23 protein-coding genes are annotated in these 21,091 nt (G+C 59.7%); 12 read left to right on the top strand and 11 right to left on the bottom strand.

Annotation, left to right across the window (positions count from 1 at the left end; all coding sequences use genetic code 11):
• Together Q7W83_RS21205 and Q7W83_RS21200 are read right to left on the bottom strand one after the other, a co-directional pair.
• On the bottom strand, window positions 1–473 hold a 473-nt coding region (locus Q7W83_RS21205; protein WP_473656826.1), incomplete at its 3' end, for a SprT family zinc-dependent metalloprotease.
• 148 nt (window positions 474–621) lie between these two features.
• Entirely contained in the window at window positions 622–1,224 is a 603-nt protein-coding gene (locus Q7W83_RS21200; RefSeq protein ID WP_150633350.1) for a Yip1 family protein, read from the bottom strand.
• Window positions 1,225–1,506: 282 nt separating this feature from the next.
• Between Q7W83_RS21200 and ttcA the strand changes: the two genes are divergently transcribed.
• Together ttcA and Q7W83_RS21190 are read left to right on the top strand one after the other, a co-directional pair.
• Complete coding sequence (gene ttcA / locus Q7W83_RS21195; protein WP_150636103.1) at window positions 1,507–2,331, top strand: tRNA 2-thiocytidine(32) synthetase TtcA; 825 nt, start codon at window positions 1,507–1,509, stop codon at window positions 2,329–2,331.
• Window positions 2,332–2,455: 124 nt separating this feature from the next.
• On the top strand, window positions 2,456–3,130 hold the full coding sequence (locus tag Q7W83_RS21190; protein ID WP_150636101.1) for a DNA-3-methyladenine glycosylase I: 675 nt from the start codon (window positions 2,456–2,458) through the stop codon (window positions 3,128–3,130).
• A 99-nt stretch (window positions 3,131–3,229) separates the two neighbouring features.
• On the opposite strand, the gene Q7W83_RS21185 is transcribed toward Q7W83_RS21190, so the two are convergent.
• Genes Q7W83_RS21185 through arsC form a run of 3 tightly spaced genes read right to left on the bottom strand, consistent with a single transcriptional unit; the run spans window position 3,230 to window position 4,603 of the window.
• On the bottom strand, window positions 3,230–3,655 hold the full coding sequence (locus tag Q7W83_RS21185) for a DUF2069 domain-containing protein (RefSeq protein WP_150636099.1): 426 nt from the start codon (window positions 3,653–3,655) through the stop codon (window positions 3,230–3,232).
• Between the two features lies 1 nt (window position 3,656).
• Entirely contained in the window at window positions 3,657–4,253 is a 597-nt protein-coding gene (gene wrbA, locus Q7W83_RS21180; RefSeq protein ID WP_150636097.1) for an NAD(P)H:quinone oxidoreductase, read from the bottom strand.
• On the bottom strand, window positions 4,250–4,603 hold the full coding sequence (arsC, locus tag Q7W83_RS21175) for an arsenate reductase (glutaredoxin) (RefSeq protein WP_150634162.1): 354 nt from the start codon (window positions 4,601–4,603) through the stop codon (window positions 4,250–4,252). Before arsC ends, wrbA begins: the two co-directional genes overlap by 4 nt.
• A 114-nt stretch (window positions 4,604–4,717) precedes the next feature.
• Between arsC and Q7W83_RS21170 the strand changes: the two genes are divergently transcribed.
• Entirely contained in the window at window positions 4,718–5,185 is a 468-nt protein-coding gene (locus Q7W83_RS21170; RefSeq protein WP_150634161.1) for a TlpA disulfide reductase family protein, read from the top strand.
• Between the two features lie 43 nt (window positions 5,186–5,228).
• On the opposite strand, the gene Q7W83_RS21165 is transcribed toward Q7W83_RS21170, so the two are convergent.
• Window positions 5,229–5,633: an META domain-containing protein gene (locus tag Q7W83_RS21165; protein ID WP_150634160.1), complete on the bottom strand. Its 405-nt coding sequence runs from the start codon at window positions 5,631–5,633 to the stop codon at window positions 5,229–5,231.
• A complete protein-coding gene (locus tag Q7W83_RS21160) occupies window positions 5,633–6,067 on the bottom strand; it encodes a hypothetical protein (protein WP_150634159.1) in 435 nt (144 codons plus the stop codon). Before Q7W83_RS21160 ends, Q7W83_RS21165 begins: the two co-directional genes overlap by 1 nt.
• A gap of 134 nt (window positions 6,068–6,201) precedes the next feature.
• On the opposite strand from Q7W83_RS21160, the gene Q7W83_RS21155 reads away from it, so the two are divergent.
• Window positions 6,202–6,585, top strand: a complete 384-nt coding sequence (locus Q7W83_RS21155) for a hypothetical protein (RefSeq protein ID WP_150634158.1) — start codon at window positions 6,202–6,204, stop codon at window positions 6,583–6,585.
• Between the two features lie 5 nt (window positions 6,586–6,590).
• On the opposite strand, the gene Q7W83_RS21150 is transcribed toward Q7W83_RS21155, so the two are convergent.
• Together Q7W83_RS21150 and Q7W83_RS21145 are read right to left on the bottom strand one after the other, a co-directional pair.
• On the bottom strand, window positions 6,591–7,580 hold the full coding sequence (locus Q7W83_RS21150; RefSeq protein WP_150634157.1) for a 2-hydroxyacid dehydrogenase: 990 nt from the start codon (window positions 7,578–7,580) through the stop codon (window positions 6,591–6,593).
• Between the two features lie 157 nt (window positions 7,581–7,737).
• Window positions 7,738–10,491, bottom strand: coding sequence for a response regulator (locus tag Q7W83_RS21145; protein WP_150634156.1), 2,754 nt, complete (start codon window positions 10,489–10,491; stop codon window positions 7,738–7,740).
• 214 nt (window positions 10,492–10,705) lie between these two features.
• Between Q7W83_RS21145 and Q7W83_RS21140 the strand changes: the two genes are divergently transcribed.
• From Q7W83_RS21140 to Q7W83_RS21105, 8 genes are all read left to right on the top strand, one after another.
• Window positions 10,706–11,428, top strand: coding sequence for a response regulator transcription factor (locus tag Q7W83_RS21140; protein WP_150634155.1), 723 nt, complete (start codon window positions 10,706–10,708; stop codon window positions 11,426–11,428).
• Entirely contained in the window at window positions 11,415–12,839 is a 1,425-nt protein-coding gene (locus Q7W83_RS21135; RefSeq protein WP_150636095.1) for a sensor histidine kinase, read from the top strand. The genes Q7W83_RS21140 and Q7W83_RS21135 overlap by 14 nt, the downstream gene beginning before the upstream one ends.
• Window positions 12,840–13,135: 296 nt before the next feature.
• Entirely contained in the window at window positions 13,136–13,657 is a 522-nt protein-coding gene (locus tag Q7W83_RS21130; protein ID WP_473656820.1) for a hypothetical protein, read from the top strand.
• A gap of 769 nt (window positions 13,658–14,426) precedes the next feature.
• Window positions 14,427–15,329: a cysteine synthase CysM gene (cysM, locus tag Q7W83_RS21125; protein ID WP_150636076.1), complete on the top strand. Its 903-nt coding sequence runs from the start codon at window positions 14,427–14,429 to the stop codon at window positions 15,327–15,329.
• Window positions 15,329–16,681, top strand: coding sequence for a 23S rRNA (uracil(1939)-C(5))-methyltransferase RlmD (gene rlmD / locus Q7W83_RS21120; RefSeq protein WP_150654596.1), 1,353 nt, complete (start codon window positions 15,329–15,331; stop codon window positions 16,679–16,681). The genes cysM and rlmD overlap by 1 nt, the downstream gene beginning before the upstream one ends.
• Before the next feature lie 122 nt (window positions 16,682–16,803).
• Window positions 16,804–19,047, top strand: a complete 2,244-nt coding sequence (relA, locus tag Q7W83_RS21115; protein WP_150634150.1) for a GTP diphosphokinase — start codon at window positions 16,804–16,806, stop codon at window positions 19,045–19,047.
• Between the two features lie 121 nt (window positions 19,048–19,168).
• Complete coding sequence (gene mazG / locus Q7W83_RS21110; protein ID WP_150636433.1) at window positions 19,169–20,002, top strand: nucleoside triphosphate pyrophosphohydrolase; 834 nt, start codon at window positions 19,169–19,171, stop codon at window positions 20,000–20,002.
• 28 nt (window positions 20,003–20,030) lie between these two features.
• Window positions 20,031–20,573 carry a DUF2058 domain-containing protein gene (locus Q7W83_RS21105; protein WP_150634149.1) on the top strand — a complete coding sequence of 181 codons (543 nt, stop codon included), beginning with the start codon at window positions 20,031–20,033 and terminating at the stop codon, window positions 20,571–20,573.
• 70 nt (window positions 20,574–20,643) lie between these two features.
• Here the strand turns inward: Q7W83_RS21105 and Q7W83_RS21100 are convergent, their stop codons facing one another.
• Both Q7W83_RS21100 and Q7W83_RS21095 read right to left on the bottom strand, forming a co-directional pair.
• On the bottom strand, window positions 20,644–20,832 hold the full coding sequence (locus tag Q7W83_RS21100) for a hypothetical protein (RefSeq protein WP_008148017.1): 189 nt from the start codon (window positions 20,830–20,832) through the stop codon (window positions 20,644–20,646).
• Between the two features lie 70 nt (window positions 20,833–20,902).
• On the bottom strand, window positions 20,903–21,091 hold a 189-nt coding region (locus Q7W83_RS21095; protein WP_473656816.1), incomplete at its 5' end, for a hypothetical protein.

The raw sequence follows: 21,091 nt of genomic DNA, 5'->3' as shown, positions 1-21,091 counted from the left end.
CTGAACACCAACGTGCTGCGGCATCGACGACACAAATACCGCCGCCCCTGCCGCACCAAACCATGGCGCTGCGCCGAAAACGGAAAATCACTGTCAGCACACGGGCATTTGTAGATGTAGCGCGTCACGCTGCGGCGTTTGACGTCGTAGGTGTGGCAGCGATTGGGCGGCAGTTCGTACACGCCCCGCATGATCAGTTGCCACTCTTCGCCGTGGGGCTGGATGCGATCGCCAAACAGCTGATGAGCGATCAGGTGCGCGACTTCATGGGCGACGGTCTGCTTGAGGAAGTCTTCAGTGTTTTCGCGGTACAGCTGCGGATTGAAGCGCAGCAGGTTCTCGTGCAAATGCGCGACACCGGCTTTTTGCCCGCGCAGCTTGAGGCTCACCACGGGGCGTTTGAAGGTTCGTTTGAAAAAGGATTCGGCTAGTTGGAAACAGTCTTCGACGCGGGTATTGAGTGGCTCGGGCATGCTTGATGGATCTCCAGAGACGTCGAGTATGCCGCAACGCTCGGGCCTTGCGAATCGCTCAGGCGCCGAATGGTCGTTACCTCCACATTGAAAGGCCGCCTTGCGGCGGCCTGTATTGGCAGATCTTGTTTTTGGGTGGAGAGCGTGACTAATTCGTGTAGACCGGCCCCACGCCGAGTCCCCAGACAATAACCGTGAACGCCATGATGGCAACCAGTACCACCAGACCGACGGCGAGCACCGAACTTGAAAACAGGAATCCCTCGTCAGATGGAATGTTCATGAAAGTCGGAAGCCCCACATACAGCAGGTACACCGTGTAGCAAATGGCCGCCGTTCCGACGACCATCCCCAGCCACATGTGTGGGTACAGCGCCGCCAGACCGCCAATGAACAGCGGGGTCGCGGTATAGGTCGCAAACGCAACGCATCGGGCCAGACTCGGGTTGGCGTCATAGGTGCGGGCCATCCAGTGGATGAACGCGCCCATCACGGCAACGCCGCCGAGCATCGCCACGTACGACATGATCGTCATCCATAGCGCGCTTTCCTGCGTCAGCATCACCGGCGCCCGGCTGCCGATCACCCAGCCGACCTGCGTGGTGCCGATAAACGCCGACACGGCGGGGATCGCCGCCAGAATCAGCGTGTGGGTCAGGTACATGTGGCTGATGCTTTCCTCTTGGTCGCCACGGATTTCTTTCCATTCCTGGTCGGGGTGGGTGAAGAGCCCCACTACGTGATGGATCATGCCAGTCACTCCTCTTGTTTTTACCGTCGCCCCCCAGTGGAGCGCCTACAGGCCAAAGTGGCCACGTAAGAAAGGTCTGGATATGTGTGCGACCTTATGTCGCAGTATAGAAAGGTCTTAACCACGCAGGTGATAGGGGCTTAGAGCAAATCGCGCTGTAAACAAACCTGTTAATCGCCACAGGGACTGTAGGCGACAATCCCTGCGGGAGCGGGTACTTCGCCGACGCCGGGTTTTTGCGTAAAATGCCGGCCTTTCGTCACACCTCACGGATTCCGCGTCATGGGCACTCTCACGGTCAACCAGAACAAACTGCAAAAGCGCCTTCGCCGACAGGCCGGCGAGGCTGTTGCCGATTTCAACATGATTGAAGACGGCGACAAGGTCATGGTCTGCCTGTCCGGTGGCAAGGACAGCTACACCATGCTCGACGTGCTCCTGCACTTGCAGAAGGTCGCCCCGATCAAGTTCGAGATCGTGGCCGTGAACATGGACCAGAAGCAGCCGGGTTTCCCTGAAGACGTGCTGCCGGCTTATCTGAAAACCTTGGGCGTCGAGTATCACATCGTCGAGAAAGACACCTACTCGGTGGTCAAGGAACTGATCCCGGAAGGCAAGACCACCTGCTCGCTGTGCTCACGCCTGCGTCGCGGCACGCTCTACACCTTCGCCGATGAAATCGGCGCGACCAAAATGGCCCTCGGTCACCACCGTGACGACATCGTCGAAACGTTTTTCCTCAACATGTTCTTCAACGGTTCGCTCAAGGCCATGCCGCCGAAACTGCGTGCCGACGACGGCCGCAACGTGGTGATCCGTCCGTTGGCCTACTGCAACGAAAAAGACATTCAGGCCTACTCGGACCTCAAGCAATTCCCGATCATCCCGTGCAACCTCTGCGGCTCCCAGGAAAACCTGCAGCGTCAGGTGGTCAAGGACATGCTGCAAGAGTGGGAGCGCAAGACGCCGGGCCGTACCGAAAGCATTTTCCGCAGCTTGCAGAACGTGATCCCGTCGCAATTGGCGGACCGCAACCTGTTCGACTTCACCAACCTCAAGATCGATGAAACGGCGGCTTCGCGCTTCGTCAATGTTGTAAACCTCTAAACGCAATCACTGTGGGAGCCAGCCTGCTGGCGAGAGCGGTGGGGCAGACGTTGACTGTCCCGCCGCCATCGTCAGCAGGCGGGCTCCCACAAGTGGTCTATTTACTTACTCGTCAGGAGAGGGCATGCGCGATTACAAGTGGCTGCACGAATACTGTCTGAACCGCTTCGGTTCCGCAGCTGAACTGGAAGCCCATCTGCCCGTTCCCAAGACCCCGGCGCAATTGCGCAAGATCAGCGACGACCGCTACCTCTCTACCATGGCGCTGCGCGTGTTCCGCGCCGGGCTCAAACACAGCCTGGTGGACGCCAAGTGGCCGGCCTTCGAAGAAGTGTTCTTCAAGTTCGACCCGGAAAAAGTCGTGCTGATGAGCGCCGAACACCTTGAACGCCTGATGCAGGACGCGCGGATCATCCGCCACCTGGGCAAGCTCAAGAGCGTGCCGCGCAACGCGCAGTTCATCCTGGACGTAGCCCATGAAAAAGGCAGCTTTGGTGAGTTGATTGCCGATTGGCCGGTGACTGATATCGTCGGCTTGTGGACCTACCTGAAAAAACGCGGCCATCAATTGGGCGGGTTATCGGCACCGCGCTTCTTGCGCATGGTCGGCAAGGACACGTTTGTGCCGAGTTATGACGTGGTGGCGGCCTTGAATGCGCAGAAGGTCGTCGACAAAGTGCCGACCAGCCTGCGAGATCTGGCCACGGTGCAGGGCGTGTTCAACCAGTGGCATGAGGAAAGCGGCGGGCGGCCGATGAGCCAGATCTCGATGATGCTGGCGTACACCGCCAATCATTGAAACCGAGTTTTTCCAATCGCGAGCAGGCTGGCTCCCACATTGGATCTGTGGCGTACACAAATCCCCTGTGGGAGCTAGCCTGCTAGCGATTGCAATCTGTCAGGCGGCGGAGATCTCGCCCTCGCCAGCCAATTTGCGATTCAACTGAAACCGCCACCGCACATACAACAGTGCCGAGCAGAACACCGCCAGGCTCGCGCCCATTTCCAGCAAACCAAACAGCTGCCGGTTCGGGTCGTACGCCGCCAGTGCCCCCTTGATGAAATACAGGTTCACCACAAAACACATCCACGAATGCCCGCGTGCGCTGCCGACAATCATCCCCGGCGCCAGCAACAGCAACGGCACCAGTTCGATCAGCAGAATCACCCACGGCCGCGCACCGTGCAGGTCGGCGACCACCAGGTAATAGGCGCAGAGCAATCCCACCAGGCCGAAGTAGCACAGCAGGCTGATGACGCGCATCGCCCGAACCCGTGGTTCGAGCCATTCGATGGAAGGCAGAATCTTCGGCTTTTTCGCCATCTCAGCTCACCAACTTTTGTGCAGTCTTCGCCAGCCGCAGACCCAAGGCCCGGCACAGCGCCACTTCATGTTCATTCAAACCGAGTTTGCCTTCGGCGCCAGCGTGATGACTGGCGCCATACGGCGTACCGCCGCCACGGGTTTCCAGCAACGCCGACTCGCTGTACGGCAGGCCGGTGATCAGCATGCCGTGGTGCAGCAACGGCAGCATCATCGACAACAGCGTGGTTTCCTGACCGCCGTGCAGGCTCGCGGTGGAGGTGAACACGCCGGCCGGCTTGCCGACGAGGGCGCCGGTCAGCCACAGGTTGCTGGTGCCGTCGAGGAAATACTTGAGCGGCGCCGCCATGTTGCCGAAGCGCGTCGGACTGCCGAGTGCCAGGCCCGCGCAGTTCTTCAGGTCGTCGAGGCTGGCGTACAGCGCGCCTTCGTCCGGGATGTCCGGCGACACCGCTTCGCATTCGGTAGAGATCGCCGGCACGGTGCGCAGGCGCGCTTCCATCCCGGACTGCTCGACGCCGCGGGCAATCTGCCGCGCCATTTCATTGGTCGAGCCGCTGCGGCTGTAATACAGAACCAGAATGTACGGTGCGCTCACGGCAGCAACTCCAGCACGTTCTCCGGCGGACGGCCGATGACGGCTTTGTCGCCAACTTCGAGAATTGGTCGCTCCATCAGTTTCGGGTGCGCAGCGATGGCGGCGATCAATTGCGCCTCGCTCAGGCTGGCGTCGGCGAGGTTGAGGGTTTTGTACTCGTCCTCACCGGTGCGCAGCAATTGCCGGGCGCCGATACCGAGTTTACTCAGCAGGCCCTGGAGTTGCGCGGCGTTCAGCGGCGTCTCCAGGTAGCGCACCACGGTCGGGGTCAGGCCACGGGCTTCAAGCAGTTCGAGCGCACCGCGGGATTTCGAGCAGCGCGGGTTGTGATAAAGCGTCAGATCGGTCATGTGCGGGTCGCATCTTGCGTAAGGTGGCGGCTATTCTAACTGTGCAGCGCGTAATCCAGAACCTTGGGAGGCGATGGGTCGCAGGCGCATTCAATTTTTAACAAGGATCACGACATGACAAGGCGACTGGCAGCGGCATTGGCGATCATCGGTTCGCTGATGCTGGGGGGCTGCGGCAACGACTATGGCATTGATCAGAACGGCCATAAAGTCGCCGCCGAGCGTCTGGACAAACAATGGCTGGTGCTCAATTACTGGGCCGAATGGTGCGGCCCGTGCCGGACCGAAATCCCGGAATTGAACGGCCTGGCCGAACAGCTGAAGAACAAGAAGATCGGCGTGTTCGGGGTCAATTTCGACAACGTGCAGGGTGAAGAGCTGAAAAGCGCCAGTGAGAAACTGGGCATCAAGTTCACGGTATTGGCTTCGGATCCGGCGGAGTTGTTCGAACTGCCGCGCAGCGAGGCATTGCCGGTGACGTACATCATCGACAACAAGGGCAAGGTGCGGGAACAGTTGATGGGTGAACAGACGGCGGCGGGGGTGATGGCGAAGCTTGAGGCGTTAAAAGCGACTAATTGATACGCGGACCTGTAGGAGCCGGCAAGCCGGCTCCTGCAAAGGGTTAACCCTCTTCAAGCCACCAACGCAACGGCTTGCCTTGCACCGGCCAGAAGCGCATCTGCTCGATCGGCGACACATCCCAGCGCTGCACGTTTTCCAGGGCCTGGAGGAAGCGCTTTTCCTGTTCCATCAACGCCGGCGCGCACAGTTTGCGAGTGCTGCCGACCTTGCCGAAACTCAGCCTGTCGCCTTCGAGCGTGTACGGTGCAAACCAGTGGTTGCAGCCGCCGTTGCCGTAGGCCCGGCCGTCTTCGCCGAGGGTGATGGTCAGGTGGCTGTAATCCATCAGCGGGCGTTCGCCGATCCATTCCAGGATGTAGCTGCGGTTCTGCTGCAATTGGACCGGCTCGGCGGCGCAGCCCAGCAGGCTGGCACCGACCATCGCGGTCAGAGCAAGGCGTTTCATCACGCAGGCTCCTGGCATTTCGGGCACAGGTGCTTTTCGCCGATGGCGGTCCAGCCCAACTCGGCGATTCGCGCGGTGGCGGCAGGTTTTTCAGCCTTGTTACCCAGTTTGGCATCGACCGCGAACTCAAAGCTCAGCTCTTTGGCGCAGCTGTCGCAGTTGACTTTCCAGGTATGGATCGCCAGTTCACCGAACACCGGACCACTGGCCACCGCGACCCATTGCCCGGGTGGGTTGATCAAATGGCGAACGGTTTCGACGGTCAGGCGCATGGACAAGTCCTTGCTGCCTTTAAGGGTCACTACCAGCACGTCGTTGTTACGAATCGAGCCGCCGTTGCCGGTGACTTGATAACGCCCCGGCACAAGGGCGCGGCATTCGGTGAGGGTGTGTTGCGGGTTCATCAGGCTATAGCGGAAATCGTGTTCGACCATGGGTCCTCCAAATATGCGCGGTATGCTAGCACGGGCCTGCACGCAGCATGGCGCGAGCAGATGACCTTCGATCAGGTTCAAATGACCTGGGGACTCATGGCAAACTGCCGCTTTTGCATTTCTAAGGATTGGACATGGCGTTAATCGAATGTTTTGAGTGCAAGCAACGCATCAGCTCAACAGCGCCTGCCTGTATTCATTGCGGTGCGCCGGCAGGAACGGCGCACGCGGCCACTTCGACACAGGCTCCGCTTTCTTTCGGGCGGTTACCGAGCAATGAAAGCGTGCCCAGGGTGACTCCGGCCGCGTTCGGGCGTAAACGCAAGACCGATGTCGAGACTCAGGTTACTGCGCCGACGCTCAATGGTCCGCGTCCAGTAGAACTCTGGCTGAAACTGATGATTTTCTTTCTGCCGCCGTTCTTTGTCTGGTTCCTGCTGCGTCGCGGGCATTCAGTGGGACAGCGTTTGCTAGGTTTCGGTTGGCTGGCCTTGATGATCCTTTTGTCCAAGGCCTGATCCGGTCAGACGTCGATCTGATTCTGCGGCGTACCGGCTGCCCAGGCTGCGATGTTTTGCAGCGTCGTCGCGGCGATCGCGCCCAAGGCTTCACGGGTCAGGAAGGCCTGGTGCGCGGTGACGATCACATTCGGGAAGGTCAGCAGGCGCGCCAGCACATCGTCCTGCAGGGGCAGGTCGGAACGATCCTCGAAAAACAGCTGCGCCTCTTCTTCATAGACATCCAGTCCCAGATAACCGAGTTGGCCGTCCTTCAGCGCGTCGATCAGCGCCGGCGTGTCCACCAGGCCGCCGCGACCGGTGTTGATCAACATGGCGCCGGCTTGCATGTGCGCCAGTGATTCTCGGTTGATCAGGTGTTTGCTGTGCTCATTGAGCGGGCAATGCAGGCTGATGATCTGCGACTCGGCCAGCAGCTCGGGCAAACTCAGATAACGTGCGCCGAGGGCTTCGACCTGCGGATTGGGGTAAGGGTCGTAGGCCAGTAGCTGACAGCCGAAACCGTTCATGATTTTCGCGAAGGTCGCGCCGATCTGTCCGGTGCCGACCACGCCGACCGTCTTGCCCACCAGGTCGAAACCCGTCAGCCCGTGGAGGCTGAAGTCGCCTTCGCGAGTGCGGTTGTAGGCGCGGTGCAGATGTCGATTGAGCGCCAGGATCAACGCCACTGCGTGCTCGGCCACCGCGTGGGGCGAGTAGGCCGGAACCCGTACGACCGACAACCCCAGACGCTTCGCTACTGCCAGGTCGACATGGTTGTACCCGGCCGATCGCAGGGCAATCAGGCGTGTGCCGCCCGCCGCCAGGCGTTCGAGCACCGGGGCGCTGAGGTCGTCATTGATGAAGGCACAGACCACTTCGTGATGGTCCGCCAGTGCTACCGTGTCGACGCTTAGTCGCGCCGATTGAAAGTGCAGCTCGATGCCGGCGGGGAGGTCGGCGCCGAGAAAACTCTCGCGGTCGTAGGTCTGGCTGCTGAAAAGAATCGTACGCATATTTTTCTCCTTGCCCCGATCCTGTGGGAGCTGGCTTGCCAGCGATGACGGCCTCAAGGGCACTGCAAGTCGTTGGCGTCGCCATCGCTGGCAAGCCAGCTCCTACAGGGATTGCGGTGAGACTAGCGCTGATGGTGATCAGTGCCATTGCGTTGCATCAAGCATTTATACGGGCATGCGCGGCCAGGCGATTGATGGCCCGGTCGAGGTCTTCCAAGGCCCGGGGAGCTTTCGGGTCCTGTTGCTTGAGCAGGGTTTCGCTGCGTTGGCAGGCCGCGCGCAGCTGCGGCACGCCGCAATAACGGGTAGCGCCGTGCAGGCGATGCACCCGTTCGATCAAGGCATTGTGGTCGTTGGTCTCCCGGGCCACGCGGATCGCTTCGCGGTCGGCCTCCAGCGATGCCAACAACATCGCCAGCATGTCCGCTGCCAGATCCGCCTTGCCCGCCGCCAGCCGCAACCCTTCTTCGTGATCCAGCACCTGCAACTCGTGGCTGCCACCGTGACTGTCGCTGGAACGCTCGGGTCCCTGATTGCGCAGCGCCAGGCCGGTCCACTTCAACACCACCTGCGCCAATTGCCGCTCGCTGATTGGTTTGGTCAGGTAATCGTCCATGCCACTTTGCAGCAGTGCGCGTTTTTCGTTGGCCATCGCGTGAGCGGTCAGCGCCACGATTGGCAGCGGCGTGCAATGCCGTTCGCTTTCCCACTGGCGAATGGTTTCGGTGGTCTGGCGCCCGTCCATGCCGGGCATCTGCACGTCCATCAACACCAGATCGAAGGTCTCGGTCTGCACCGCTTTGACGGCGGCATATCCGCTTTCCACCGCAAGCACCTTGGCGCCGAGGTCTTCGAGCAGGGTTTGCACCAGCAGCAGATTGGCCGGGTTGTCGTCGACGCAGAGTACCTTCGGCGCACGGCTGGACACCGGCTCGCCAGGGTCGCTGCGCAGTTGACGCGGATTGACCAGATCAGACAAGGCCCGGCGCAGCTTGCGCGTGCAGGCCGGTTTGGCCTGGAGCTGGCTGTGCGGGTTCGGCACCGAGAGGTGGAACAGCGTCTGTTCGGTGGTCGGGCACAGCACCAGCACTTTGCAGCCAAGGTGCTCCAGGTCCCAGATGTGCTGGTTGAGGCGCTCCGGCGGCATGTCGTTGCTGGTGATGCCGAGCACGGCGAGGTCGATCGCCTGATCGGTCTGATGCGCGCCGGTCACGCCATTGGTCAGGCTTTCCAGGGTATTGAACGGTGTGACTTCCAGGCCACAGTCTTCCAGTTGATGCTGCAACGCCTGACGGGCCAGTTCGTGGTTTTCCAGCACCGCGACCCGGCGTCCGAGCAACGGCGGGCCGGGCAGGTCTTCGGCATCGTCACGGGTTTTGGGCAGGCTCAGGCTGATCCAGAATTCCGAGCCTTCGCCCGGCGTGCTGTCGACACCGATCTCGCCGCCCATCTGTTCGATCAGACGCTTGGAAATCACCAATCCCAAACCAGTGCCGCCGGGTTGCCGGGACAGCGAGTTGTCGGCCTGGCTGAAGGCCTGGAACAACGCGCGTACGTCCTCGTTCGACAGGCCGATGCCGGTGTCCTGAATGCTGATGCGCAGTTGCACGCTGTCTTCGTGTTCTTCTTCGAGCATGGCGCGGGCGACGATGGTGCCTTCGCGGGTGAACTTGATCGCGTTGCTCACCAGGTTGGTGAGAATCTGCTTCAGTCGCAGCGGATCGCCGACCAGCGACAGCGGCGTATCGCGATAGACCAGGCTCACCAGCTCCAGTTGTTTGGCGTGGGCGGCCGGGGCGAGGATGGTCAGGGTGTCCTGGAGCAAATCGCGCAGGTTGAACGGAATATGGTCGAGCACCAGTTTTCCGGCCTCGATTTTCGAGAAGTCGAGGATCTCGTTGATGATCCCCAGCAGGCTGTCGGCGGATTTCTCGATGGTGCCCAGGTAATCGAGCTGGCGCGGGGTCAACTCGCTTTTTTGCAGCAGGTGGGTGAAACCGAGAATGCCGTTGAGCGGCGTGCGGATTTCATGGCTCATGTTGGCGAGGAATTCGGATTTGATCCGGCTCGCTTCCAGGGCTTCTTTACGCGCCAGGTCCAGCTCGATGTTCTGGATTTCGATGGTTTCCAGGTTCTGGCGCACGTCTTCGGTGGCCTGGTCGATGCTGTGTTGCAATTCTTCCTGGGCGTTTTGCAAAGTGCCGGCCATGCGGTTGATGCCGGACGCCAGTTCATCCAGCTCCTGACTGCCGAGCGGCGGCAGGCGGGTCTCCAGGTGACCGTCCTTGAGCTGTGCCACCGCTTGCTTGATCTGGCTCAGCGGCCGATTGATCGTACGGCCCATGCGCAATGCCAGCAGCGCCGCGCCGGCGAGCCCCGCGCCGATCAACAGCAGGCTGGCGAACAGGCTGCGATAACCGCGCAGCAGCATGCCGTTGTGAGAAAGTTCGAGTTCGACCCAGCCCAGCAGGCGGTCAGCTTCATCGGGTATCAGGTCACCGGCCATGTTGCGGTGTTTGCCGAACACCGGCAGCAGATAACGCGTCGCATCGTTGCCGCTACGGCGCAGCATCTGCGAACCATTGCCCAACGGCGCCGGATTGAGCATGGTCGGGCCGGCATGCGCCAGTGACTCGCGGTCCGGGGCGAGGAACGTCACCGCGCGCACGTCGGGCGTTTCCAGCGATTGGGTGGCAATGCGCTCCAGCAGTTCAGTGTCCTTGTGGCTCATGGCCGGCGCGACAAGGGGCGCGAGCTGTTCGGCGATCATTTCGCCACGCTGCATGAGTTGGGTTTGCAGGTCGGATTGCTGCATCCAGGTGAAATAGCCGCCCAGCACCAGGGCCATCAGGCTGGTCGGAAGCAAGGTCAGCAACAGCACGCGGCCTTTTATTCCCAGTTTCTTGAGCACGCATCTCTCCTGCATCCAGCCATTTAAGAACCTGCACGTACATCCGGTACACGCCACTTGCGCAGTGTAGCGATTTGCTTGCGGGCAATCCTCGTAAAATTGATGTCGTCATTCGTCGGGCAGTCCATCGCTTTTACGTGGCCGGCAAACCTTGGGTTGCCCACGGCGAGGCAATCTTGAATAATCGCCAACTGAGAATTATTTGCAGATACTCATGACTCCCATCTCTGTTGGCCATCCCCGAATCCTCTCCATCGAAGACGACCTGGTGCTTGGTGCTTATGTGCACGAGCAACTGGGCCGCAACGGGTTCCAGGTGACCTGGTGCCAAAACGGCCAGGAAGGCCTGGCGATGGCTCGTGAGCAAGCCTTCGATGTGGTGCTGATGGACATTCTGCTGCCGGGCATGAACGGACTGAACGTGCTGACTCAATTGCGCCAGAGCCATTCAACCCCGGTGGTGCTGATGTCGGCGCTGGGCGCCGAAGCTGATCGCATCAGCGGTTTCCGCCTCGGCGCCGACGATTATCTGCCCAAGCCCTTCAGCATGGCCGAGTTGCGCGTGCGCATCGAAGCGATCCTGCGGCGCGTGGCACTGGATCGTCGCCCCGCACCCGCGCCGGTTGCCCTGGCGGCGGACAGTCTGCGTTTCGACGATGAATGCGCCGAGGTGTTCTATGGCGAACACGCCGCCGGCCTGACCCGCAGCGAGTACCGGTTGCTGGAGACCCTCCACCGCAACGGCGATGAGGTGCTGAGCAAAGCCTTCCTTTATCAGCACGTGCTGCAACGGGGCTACGCGGCTCACGACCGCAGCCTCGACATGCACATCAGTCAGATCCGTCGCAAGCTCAAGGCCATCGGCTACAGCGAGCGGGAAGTGCGCACGGTGTGGGGCAAAGGCTATGTCTTGAGCGCTGATCATGAAGTGGTCTGACCTGCCGGGCAGGCATTCGCTGTTCTGGAAACTCGCCTGCCTGCTGGTGGCATTCTGTCTGCTGATGATCTGGCTGAGCTGGTCCTGGGGCCGCTACATGGAGGAGCGCAACCAGTTCCTGTCGGACGAGGCCCGAGGCACTCTGACGGGGTATGCCGCCGAAGCCGAACAGGCGTGGCAGCAGGGGCAAAGTGCAGGCGTCGATGCCTGGCTGCAGGAGATGCGACAACGCGAAGCGGGTTGGGTGGGCGTGATTGGCGGGGATCTACAGTCGTTGAGCAGCTACGCGCTGACGGGCCAGGAAATCCAGCACCTGACTTTTCTGCGCGGCCTGGACTGGCCCATTCACAAAAAACGCCTGCCGTGGCTGCGCGTGCCGTTTCCCGGCGACTCATCCGCCGGCAGCCTGGTGATCGAACTGCCCCAGCGATTCATGCCGGGGCGCTACCGCGTGTTCTGGCGTGTGATCACCAACGGCGTGATTCCCGGATTGTTCACTTTGCTGTTGTGTGTCGGGCTGTATCGATTGCTGGTGGTGCCCCTCAATCAATTGCGCGAGCAGGCCAATGCATGGCGCGCCGACCAATTGGGCGTGCGCCTCTCGAGCCGCACGACCAATCGTTCCGATGAACTGGGTGAGCTGGGCCGCGCGTTTGATCATATGTCCGAGCGCCTGCAAAGCACGGTGGCCCTGCAGCAACAACTGCTGCGCGACCTGTCCCACGAATTGCGCACACCCTTGAGCCGTTTGCGCGTGGCGAGCGAGGGCGAGCAAAGCCTGACGCAACTACGCGAACGCATTGGCCGCGAAGTCGATGGCATGCAACGCTTGGTCGAAGACACGCTGCAACTGGCCTGGCTCGACACCGAGCGCACGCCCTTGCCCGACGAGGCGATCCAGATCCAGGCGCTGTGGGAAATGCTCACGGAAAACGCCTGCTATGAAAGTTGTTGTCCCACCGACCAATTGCAGTGTGCAGTGGATTCATCCTGCTGGGTGCGCGGCAATCTCAACACGCTGGCTCAGGCCCTGGAAAACATCCTGCGCAATGCCATTCGCCATTCACCGAAGGGTGGGATTGTGCGTCTGGATGGACGGCGCGACGGTGATTACTGGCACCTGTGGCTCGAGGACGAGGGGGGCGGGGTGGCGGAAGAGGATCTGGAGCGGATCTTCTCGCCCTTCACCCGGCTTGATGGTTCGCGCCCCGGAAATGGTGGGTTCGGGTTGGGGTTGAGCATTGCGCGGAACGCGGTGCAGCGGCAGGGCGGGCGGCTTTGGGCGGAGAACAGCGGGGCCGGGTTGCGGCTGAATATGCGGTTATTGGCTGATGATGGTGTTGTCAGTGATGACGCCATCGCGGGCAAGCCCGCTCCCACAGTGGATGTGTGTCGGCCACAGTTTGTTTGAACAATCCCCGCACCCTGTGGGAGCGGGCTTGCCCGCGAAGAGGCCCTTCGGGTCACCCTCACGAAAAAGTTTCACCAATGGTGAGGCAATTATCCTGGTCGCACATTCCAGGCCTTGAATGTCACTTTTTTGAGGTGAAAGAGCAGTGTGAGTGGATATTCTTAGTTATATGTCGGAAGTGTCCTACGTGACGAGATGTTCTTGTGTAAGAAGTTTCTGAAAATAATTAAAAGTCTCAAGACTTTGTTGGGTGTGTCGATATTCAGCTTGTGGCTTTAACTCAAGAGGAATAATCAATGAATGTGATAATAAAAACGCACGCCTTATCGAAGCAGGCTGATGCCTACGTTATTAAAAATCCGTACGAGACAACCAATGTGCACACGATAATGGATGCCAGGGACGCTGCGGGGGTATTGAAACTGAGGAGTGACGCTATAATTGACAATTTAAAAAATTTTATTAAAGGGTTTGATTTTACATCGATAAGCACTAATGAGCTTGCCAGGGTTGGGTCTGAACTCTATGCGAGTGAATTGATAGATAATCATGTGGCGAGCCATTTTATATCCGGCAATATGGCTTATGATCAGTATGGTCGCCAGACTGAAAAAGATGTCAAATTTAATGCGATTGCGCTGTTCAATCAAAAGTTAGGTGATAACAAGGATTACGCCAGCAGTTGGCCCATGTACGCTCACCAAGAGTCATTCAAGGAGGTGACGAGGGCCTTGCTGGGGGCTAATCAAGTCATCAATGCACTCTCCTATTTTTCCCGATCAACTAGGAATGATTTGTCAATTAGCATTCAGGCCTGAATCACCGGCACCCGAAATATTTTTTGGACGCCGGTACTTTGTTGGCTATCGATTATAGCGGGTGGTTCCAGAATATTGTCTGTCGACCGTTAGAGTGTTGGAGTGGCGGATTCTGTAAGTTCCCAGAGGGCCAAGCACAGAGGCAGTATTGCCAGTGCCACCGGCGACCGTCCTCCAGGTTGATCCAGTTAATCTTTCAATATACAAATCCGGGGGAGAACCCGAGCCTACAGCAGTAATAGTGGAAGAGATGTTGGCTTGCCGGCATCCGTTTGCGCCGGTAATGGTAAAAGGCCCTTGGGCAATGACGTCGGAGCTGGCGGATACCGTGCCATTGTAGGTATTCCGAATACTGGTGCATGCTGCCGAAGCTTGACTCGCAAGGATCAGCCCTGCGAAAGAAAACGCAATAAGGACTTTCATAGAGACGCTCGTTGGAAAATTAGTAGGTTGTGCGGTAGCGGCGCAATGCGTGTTCCGCATGACAAAAGACTATCGATGATGCCCCTTACCCACCAGTTCACGCCGGCCACCAAGCCTTGAGTGAAACGTCCGAGCAAGGCGTCCTTAAAGACCGATTTTTTTTGAGAAAAAGAGTTTTTCCTACCTGTGTGATGCCCTTGTCTGAAAGGCGATGCTTGCAATCAGGCGATTGCACATCTCGCGCCCCTTATTCCCATAAGCCATAAGCACCGCACTTTGCGTGATATGGCCTTCCAACGTTTGCCGGTATGATAGGCGCCCCCGCAGTCTGGATTGCGAATACGCCATGACCTTGCAGTACCCAACCATCGCCGATTGCGTCGGCAACACTCCGCTGGTCCGTTTGCAGCGCCTGCCCGGCGCCACCAGCAACACCCTTTTGCTCAAGCTCGAAGGGAACAACCCGGCGGGTTCGGTCAAGGACCGTCCGGCGCTGTCGATGATTACCCGCGCCGAGTTGCGCGGGCAGATCCACGTCGGCGATACGCTGATCGAAGCGACCTCGGGCAACACCGGGATCGCCCTGGCGATGGCCGCCGCGATCAAGGGTTACAAGATGATCCTGATCATGCCGGACAACTCCAGCGCCGAGCGCAAGGCCGCGATGACGGCCTATGGCGCCGAGCTGATTCTGGTCACCCAGGAAGAAGGCATGGAAGGCGCCCGCGACCTCGCTCAGCGAATGGAAGCCGAAGGCCGTGGCAAGGTGCTGGACCAGTTCGCCAACGGCGATAACCCGGAAGCGCACTACACCACCACCGGCCCGGAAATCTGGCGTCAGACCGAGGGCACCATCACCCATTTCGTCAGTTCGATGGGCACCACGGGCACCATCATGGGCGTGTCGCGCTATTTGAAAGAGCAGAGCGACACCGTGCAGATCGTTGGCCTGCAACCGATGGAAGGCTCGGCGATTCCGGGCATCCGTCGCTGGCCGCAGGAATACCTGCCGAAAATTTACCAGGCCGATCGCGTGGACCGGATCGTCGACATGGCGCAAAGCGAAGCCGAGGACGTGACCCGTCGTCTGGCCCGCGAAGAAGGCATCTTCTGTGGCGTGTCCTCGGGCGGTGCCGTGGCAGCGATGCTGCGCCTGTCCAAAGAAGTTGAAAACGCGGTGATCGTCGCGATCATCTGCGACCGTGGCGACCGTTACTTGTCGACCGGCATTTTCGACGCGCCCAACTGATGGCCAAGCACGAGAGAGGCCTGCGCTTCCAGCCCACCGGCGGCAGCAAGGCCCCGCAAATTCCGACCGGCAAAAAGCAGCGCCTGACCATCGAGCGTCTGGCCAATGACGGTCGCGGTATCGCGTTTTTCGAAGGTCGGACCTGGTTCGTCCTCGGCGCATTGGCCGGTGAAGAAGTCGAGGCGCGCGTGTTGGGTGCCCACGGCAAAGTGGTCGAGGCGCGCACCGAACGGGTGTTCCAGGCCAGCGAATTGCGTCGCCCGGCGCCGTGCCCGCATGCCGGTCGCTGTGGTGGCTGCAGTGTTCAGCACCTGCCTCACACCGAACAACTCGCCCTGAAACAGCGCATGCTCGCCGAGCAATTGTCCAAGGTCGCCGGTGTCGAACCCGAAGAATGGGCCGCGCCGTTGAGCGGTCCGGAGTTCGCTTACCGTCGCCGCGCCCGTGTAGCGGTGCGCTGGGACATGAAGGCGAAAAAGCTCGAAGTCGGTTTCCGTGCGGCGGGCAGTCAGGACATCGTTGCAATCAATGAATGCCCGGTGCTGGTACAACCCTTGCAGCCGATCATGACCCGCTTGCCGGAGATGTTGCGGCGCTTGAGCAAACCTCAGGCGCTGGGGCATGTGGAATTGTTCAGCGGTTCGTCGCTGGCGGTGTTGCTGCGGCACATGGCGCCGTTGTCCGAATCCGACCTGACGATCCTGAAAGATTTTTGTGCATTCCATGAAGCTCAATTGTGGCTGCATGGCGAGGGCGAACCGCAACCGGTCGAGGCCGATCAGTCATTGGGCTATCGCCTTGAACAGTGGGATTTGAACCTGGCGTACCGGCCGGGAGATTTCATTCAGGTCAACGCGGCGGTCAACGAAGCGATGGTCGCCCAGGCGCTGGACTGGCTGAAGCCGAACGCGGATGAACGCGTTCTCGATCTATTCTGTGGGCTGGGTAACTTTGCCTTGCCGCTGGCCAAAGCGGTTCGCGAAGTGGTGGCGGTCGAAGGTGTGCAGGCGATGGTCGAGCGGGCAGCCGCGAACGCCGCTAGCAACAATCTGCATAATGCGGCGTTTTTTCAGGCCGATTTATCCCAGCCTTTGACCGATGCCGAATGGGCGCGCGAAGGCTTTTGTGCGGTACTCTTGGACCCACCGCGTGACGGTGCTTTCGAGGTGGTGCGCAAGCTCAAGGCCCTGGGCGCCGAACGATTGGTGTATGTGTCGTGCAACCCTGCAACTCTGGCGCGCGACACGGTCGAATTGATCAAGCAGGGCTACCGGTTAAAACGTGCCGGGATTCTCGATATGTTTCCTCAGACGGCACATGTCGAGGCCATGGCGTTATTTGAAGCGAGCTAGGAAGGCTCGTCTGGTCCGACTGGCCGGCCCGTGCAGCCACGTACCAGCCCGATGTGGGCTCATGGGCAACGAAGGTCAGCGATTTGACGCATTGAATCTGCGTCGTAGGGAAGGTAAGCAAGATGGTACAGGTGAGAGCACACCAGCCGATCAACACCGACGGCAGTATCAATCTCGAGGCTTGGCTCGATCATGCGGTCAGTGTCGATCTGGCACTGGATCGCGAAGCCTTGAAGGACGCGTGCGAGTTCGCTCGCACCTCCGAACAACAAGCCAATGCGGCGAAAAACCTGTGGTCCGAAGGGACTTCGAGTTTCCGCACCGGCCTTGAGATCGCCGAGATTCTCGCCGACCTCAAACTCGATCAGGATTCGCTGGTTGCAGCGGTCCTGTACCGCGGCGTGCGCGAAGGTCAGATCGAACTGCCGGCGGTCAGCCAGCGCTTCGGTCCGGTGGTCGCCAAACTCATCGACGGCGTTTTGCGCATGGCGGCGATCAGCGCCAGCCTGAGCCCCCGTCAATCCTTGGTGCTGGGCACGCAAGGCCAGGTGGAAAACCTGCGCAAAATGCTCGTGGCGATGGTCGACGACGTGCGCGTCGCGCTGATCAAACTGGCCGAGCGCACCTGCGCGATCCGTGCGGTGAAAACCGCAGACGACGAGAAGCGTAACCGCGTCGCCCGGGAAGTCTTCGACATCTACGCGCCGCTCGCCCACCGTCTCGGTATCGGTCACATCAAGTGGGAACTGGAGGATTTGTCCTTCCGTTACCTCGAGCCCGATCAATACAAACAGATCGCCAAGTTGCTGCACGAGCGGCGTCTGGATCGTGAGCGCTTCATCGCCGATGTGATGAACCAGCTGAAAGTCGAATTGCAGGCCACCGGCGTCGAGGCCGACATCAGCGGCCGGGCCAAACACATCTATTCGATCTGGCGCAAAATGCAACGCAAGGGTCTGGAGTTCAGCCAGATCTACGACGTGCGCGCCGTTCGCGTGCTGGTGCCGGAAATGCGCGACTGCTACACCGCGCTCGGCATCGTCCACACCTTGTGGCGGCACATCCCGAAAGAATTCGACGACTACATCGCCAACCCGAAAGAGAACGGCTACCGCTCGCTGCACACCGCGGTGATCGGCCCCGAGGGCAAGGTGCTGGAAGTGCAGATCCGCACCCACGCCATGCACGAAGAAGCCGAACTGGGGGTTTGCGCGCACTGGCGCTACAAGGGCACCGACGTCAAATCCGGCTCCAACCATTACGAAGAGAAAATCTCCTGGCTGCGTCAGGTGCTCGAATGGCACGAAGAGTTGGGCGACATCGGCGGTCTGGCGGAACAGCTGCGGGTCGATATCGAACCGGACCGGGTGTACATCTTCACCCCGGACGGTCACGCCATCGACTTGCCGAAAGGCGCGACGCCGCTGGACTTCGCCTACCGTGTGCACACCGAGATCGGTCACAACTGCCGTGGCGCGAAGATCAACGGGCGCATCGTACCGCTCAACTACAGCCTGCAAACCGGTGAACAGGTCGAGATCATCACCAGCAAGCACGGCACTCCGAGCCGCGACTGGCTGAACCCGAACCTGGGTTACATCACCACGTCCCGGGCGCGGGCGAAGATCGTTCACTGGTTCAAATTGCAGGCGCGCGATCAGAACGTCGCGGCCGGTAAAACCCTGCTGGAACGCGAACTCAGCCGCCTTGGCTTGCCTGCGGTGGATTTCGACAAGCTGGCCGACAAGGCCAACATGAAAACCGCTGAGGACATGTACGCCGCATTGGGCGCCGGCGATTTACGTTTGGCGCAACTGGTGAACCTGGCGCAACAACTGGTCGAGCCGGAACGCGGCAACGAGCAGCTGGAACTGATTCCGCGCAAGGCCACCGGCTACAAACCGGGCAAGCGCGGCGACATTCAGATCCAGGGCGTCGGCAACCTGATGACGCAAATGGCGGGTTGCTGCCAGCCATTGCCCGGCGATGCAATCGTCGGTTACATCACCCAAGGGCGCGGTGTGAGCATTCACCGCCAGGATTGTGCCTCGGTGTTGCAACTGGGCGGGCGCGAGCCGGAGCGGATCATTCAGGTCAGCTGGGGCCCGGTGCCGGTGCTCACCTATCCGGTGGACATCATCATCCGCGCCTACGACCGTTCCGGTTTGCTGCGTGACGTCTCGCAAGTGCTGCTCAACGAGCGGATCAACGTGCTGGCGGTCAACACTCGTTCGAACAAAGAGGACAACACCGCGTTGATGTCCCTGACCATCGAGATTCCGGGACTGGATGCGCTTGGGCGGTTGCTGGGGCGGATTTCCCAGTTGCCGAACATCATCGAAACCCGGCGTAACCGTACCCCTTGAAGATGCCCCCGTGTGGGAGCTGGCCTGCCAGCGATGCAGGCACCTCGGTCTTTCAGTAGAGTCGAGGTGATGCCATCGCTGGCAGGCCAGCTCCCACAGGTTTTGTGGTGAGAGATAAATGATGTACGGCCTTGAAGATTTGCTGCACCTGATGAACCGACTGCGCGATCCGCTGTTCGGCTGCCCGTGGGACATCAAGCAAACCTACGCGACCATCGTCCCGCACACCCTTGAGGAAGCCTACGAAGTCGCCGACGCCATCGAGCGCGGAGACTTCGATCACTTGCAGGGGGAGCTGGGCGATTTGCTGTTCCAGGTGGTTTATTACAGCCAACTGGCCCGGGAAGAAGGGCGCTTTGAATTCGCTGGTGTCATCGACAGCATCACCCGCAAGCTGATCCGTCGTCATCCCCATGTCTTCCCTACCGGTGATCTGTACGCGCCGCAGGATGTTCCGCGTTTGAGCGAAGAACAGGTCAAACAGCGCTGGGAAGAGATCAAGGCTGAGGAGCGCGCCGAGAAATCTGCGGCGCCGCAACAACTGTCCTTGCTTGATGACGTGCCCGCCGCGTTGCCGGCATTATCCCGTTCGGCGAAGTTGCAGAAGCGCGCAGGGCAGGTTGGTTTCGACTGGCCGGACGCCTTGCCGGTGCTGGACAAGGTCCGCGAAGAGCTCGATGAAGTGCTCGAAGCCATGGCCGATAACGATTCGGCAGCGATTGCCGATGAAGTTGGTGACCTGCTGTTTTCCGTGGTCAATCTGGCGCGTCATTTAAAGGTCGATCCGGAAACCGCACTGCGTGGCGCCAACAGCAAATTCGAAAGACGCTTCCGTTTTATCGAACAGGCATTGCGCGACACCCACCGTCCCATAGAAGATTGCACCCTCGAAGAGTTGGACGCCTTGTGGGGCGAAGCCAAACGTCAGGAAAAGAATTTGCCCAGCTGCGGTTGAGCAGTGGCCTAAGTGAGAAATAAGCACCATGAGCATTTCCCTTCGCGACCAGTTGCTCAAAGCAGGGCTGGTCAACCAAAAGCAGGCCAAACAGGTCGGCAAAGAGAAACAGAAACAGCAGCGTCTGGTCCATAAAGGCCAGATCGAACAGGACGATACCCAGCAGCGTCTGGCGCAGGAAGCACTGGCCGAGAAGGTCAAGCGCGACCAGGAGCTGAACCGTCAGCAACAAGAGAAGGCCGAGGCCAAGGCCCGCGCCGCGCAGGTCAAGCAATTGATCGAAGTCTCGCGCCTGCCGAAGCTGACCACCGAGGACTACTACAACTTCGTCGACGACAAGAAGGTCAAGCGCTTGTCCGTCAATACGCTGATGCGCAACAAGCTCAGCAACGGCTCGCTGGCGATCGTGCACCATGCCGGCGGTTATGAAGTGATCCCCCGTGAGGCGGCCCTGAAGATCCAGGAGCGCGATCCGCAGCGCATCGTGCAGCTGAACGTGCAAACCGAAGAAGCGGCGGCTGAAGACGATCCGTATGCGGCCTATCAAATTCCTGACGATCTGATGTGGTAAGCAGTTAACGGCTGCTACAACGAAAAACCCCGCTCATGGCGGGGTTTGTCGTTTTCAATGCTGTCATTGCTTATGCGGATTGGAGCGCTCGTTGCTGCTCCAGTTTTTCCAGTTCGGCCTTGTAGCTGTGGGCGTCGGTCTCTGAGTGGAACATCCCCACCAGCATGTCTTGTTGGTGCACGTCCCAGATTCGGATACCGGCGGCTACGCCTTCGTGGGACTTATGTGAATCGTCGCGTTCAGTTACTTTTACAGTCATCTGCTAGCTCCAATCTCTGTTATCTGCAGCAAGGCGTGTGCAGGCCTTTGTTATATGTTTGGTTAGCCTGCTAAGTAAACGACAGAGTTTGCCAACGGTTTTTTGCAAAAATGGAGAAAGTCCTGCAGGCCGCGGAATACGCGGCATTCGGTCGCAGGGTGCTTGGTTTCATGACAAAAGCTTCATGTTCGCGATGGCTCGAACACCGCAAAACCTGTGGGAGCTGGCAAGCCAGCTCCCACAGGTTTTGTGCATTGTC

This window comes from Pseudomonas sp. 300, from assembly GCF_055803035.1.
This window is presented reverse-complemented; position numbering and strand designations above follow the sequence as displayed.

Coding starts and splice junctions, on each gene's coding strand:
- Q7W83_RS21200 (WP_150633350.1), bottom strand. CDS start 1,224: ATGATCCATCACGTAGTGGGGCTCTTCACCCACCCCGACCAGGAATGG.
- ttcA (WP_150636103.1), top strand. CDS start 1,507: ATGGGCACTCTCACGGTCAACCAGAACAAACTGCAAAAGCGCCTTCGC.
- Q7W83_RS21190 (WP_150636101.1), top strand. CDS start 2,456: ATGCGCGATTACAAGTGGCTGCACGAATACTGTCTGAACCGCTTCGGT.
- Q7W83_RS21185 (WP_150636099.1), bottom strand. CDS start 3,655: ATGGCGAAAAAGCCGAAGATTCTGCCTTCCATCGAATGGCTCGAACCA.
- arsC (WP_150634162.1), bottom strand. CDS start 4,603: ATGACCGATCTGACGCTTTATCACAACCCGCGCTGCTCGAAATCCCGC.
- Q7W83_RS21170 (WP_150634161.1), top strand. CDS start 4,718: ATGACAAGGCGACTGGCAGCGGCATTGGCGATCATCGGTTCGCTGATG.
- Q7W83_RS21165 (WP_150634160.1), bottom strand. CDS start 5,633: ATGAAACGCCTTGCTCTGACCGCGATGGTCGGTGCCAGCCTGCTGGGC.
- Q7W83_RS21160 (WP_150634159.1), bottom strand. CDS start 6,067: ATGGTCGAACACGATTTCCGCTATAGCCTGATGAACCCGCAACACACC.
- Q7W83_RS21155 (WP_150634158.1), top strand. CDS start 6,202: ATGGCGTTAATCGAATGTTTTGAGTGCAAGCAACGCATCAGCTCAACA.
- Q7W83_RS21150 (WP_150634157.1), bottom strand. CDS start 7,580: ATGCGTACGATTCTTTTCAGCAGCCAGACCTACGACCGCGAGAGTTTT.
- Q7W83_RS21140 (WP_150634155.1), top strand. CDS start 10,706: ATGACTCCCATCTCTGTTGGCCATCCCCGAATCCTCTCCATCGAAGAC.
- Q7W83_RS21135 (WP_150636095.1), top strand. CDS start 11,415: ATGAAGTGGTCTGACCTGCCGGGCAGGCATTCGCTGTTCTGGAAACTC.
- Q7W83_RS21130 (WP_473656820.1), top strand. CDS start 13,136: ATGAATGTGATAATAAAAACGCACGCCTTATCGAAGCAGGCTGATGCC.
- cysM (WP_150636076.1), top strand. CDS start 14,427: ATGACCTTGCAGTACCCAACCATCGCCGATTGCGTCGGCAACACTCCG.
- rlmD (WP_150654596.1), top strand. CDS start 15,329: ATGGCCAAGCACGAGAGAGGCCTGCGCTTCCAGCCCACCGGCGGCAGC.
- relA (WP_150634150.1), top strand. CDS start 16,804: ATGGTACAGGTGAGAGCACACCAGCCGATCAACACCGACGGCAGTATC.
- mazG (WP_150636433.1), top strand. CDS start 19,169: ATGTACGGCCTTGAAGATTTGCTGCACCTGATGAACCGACTGCGCGAT.
- Q7W83_RS21105 (WP_150634149.1), top strand. CDS start 20,031: ATGAGCATTTCCCTTCGCGACCAGTTGCTCAAAGCAGGGCTGGTCAAC.
- Q7W83_RS21100 (WP_008148017.1), bottom strand. CDS start 20,832: ATGACTGTAAAAGTAACTGAACGCGACGATTCACATAAGTCCCACGAA.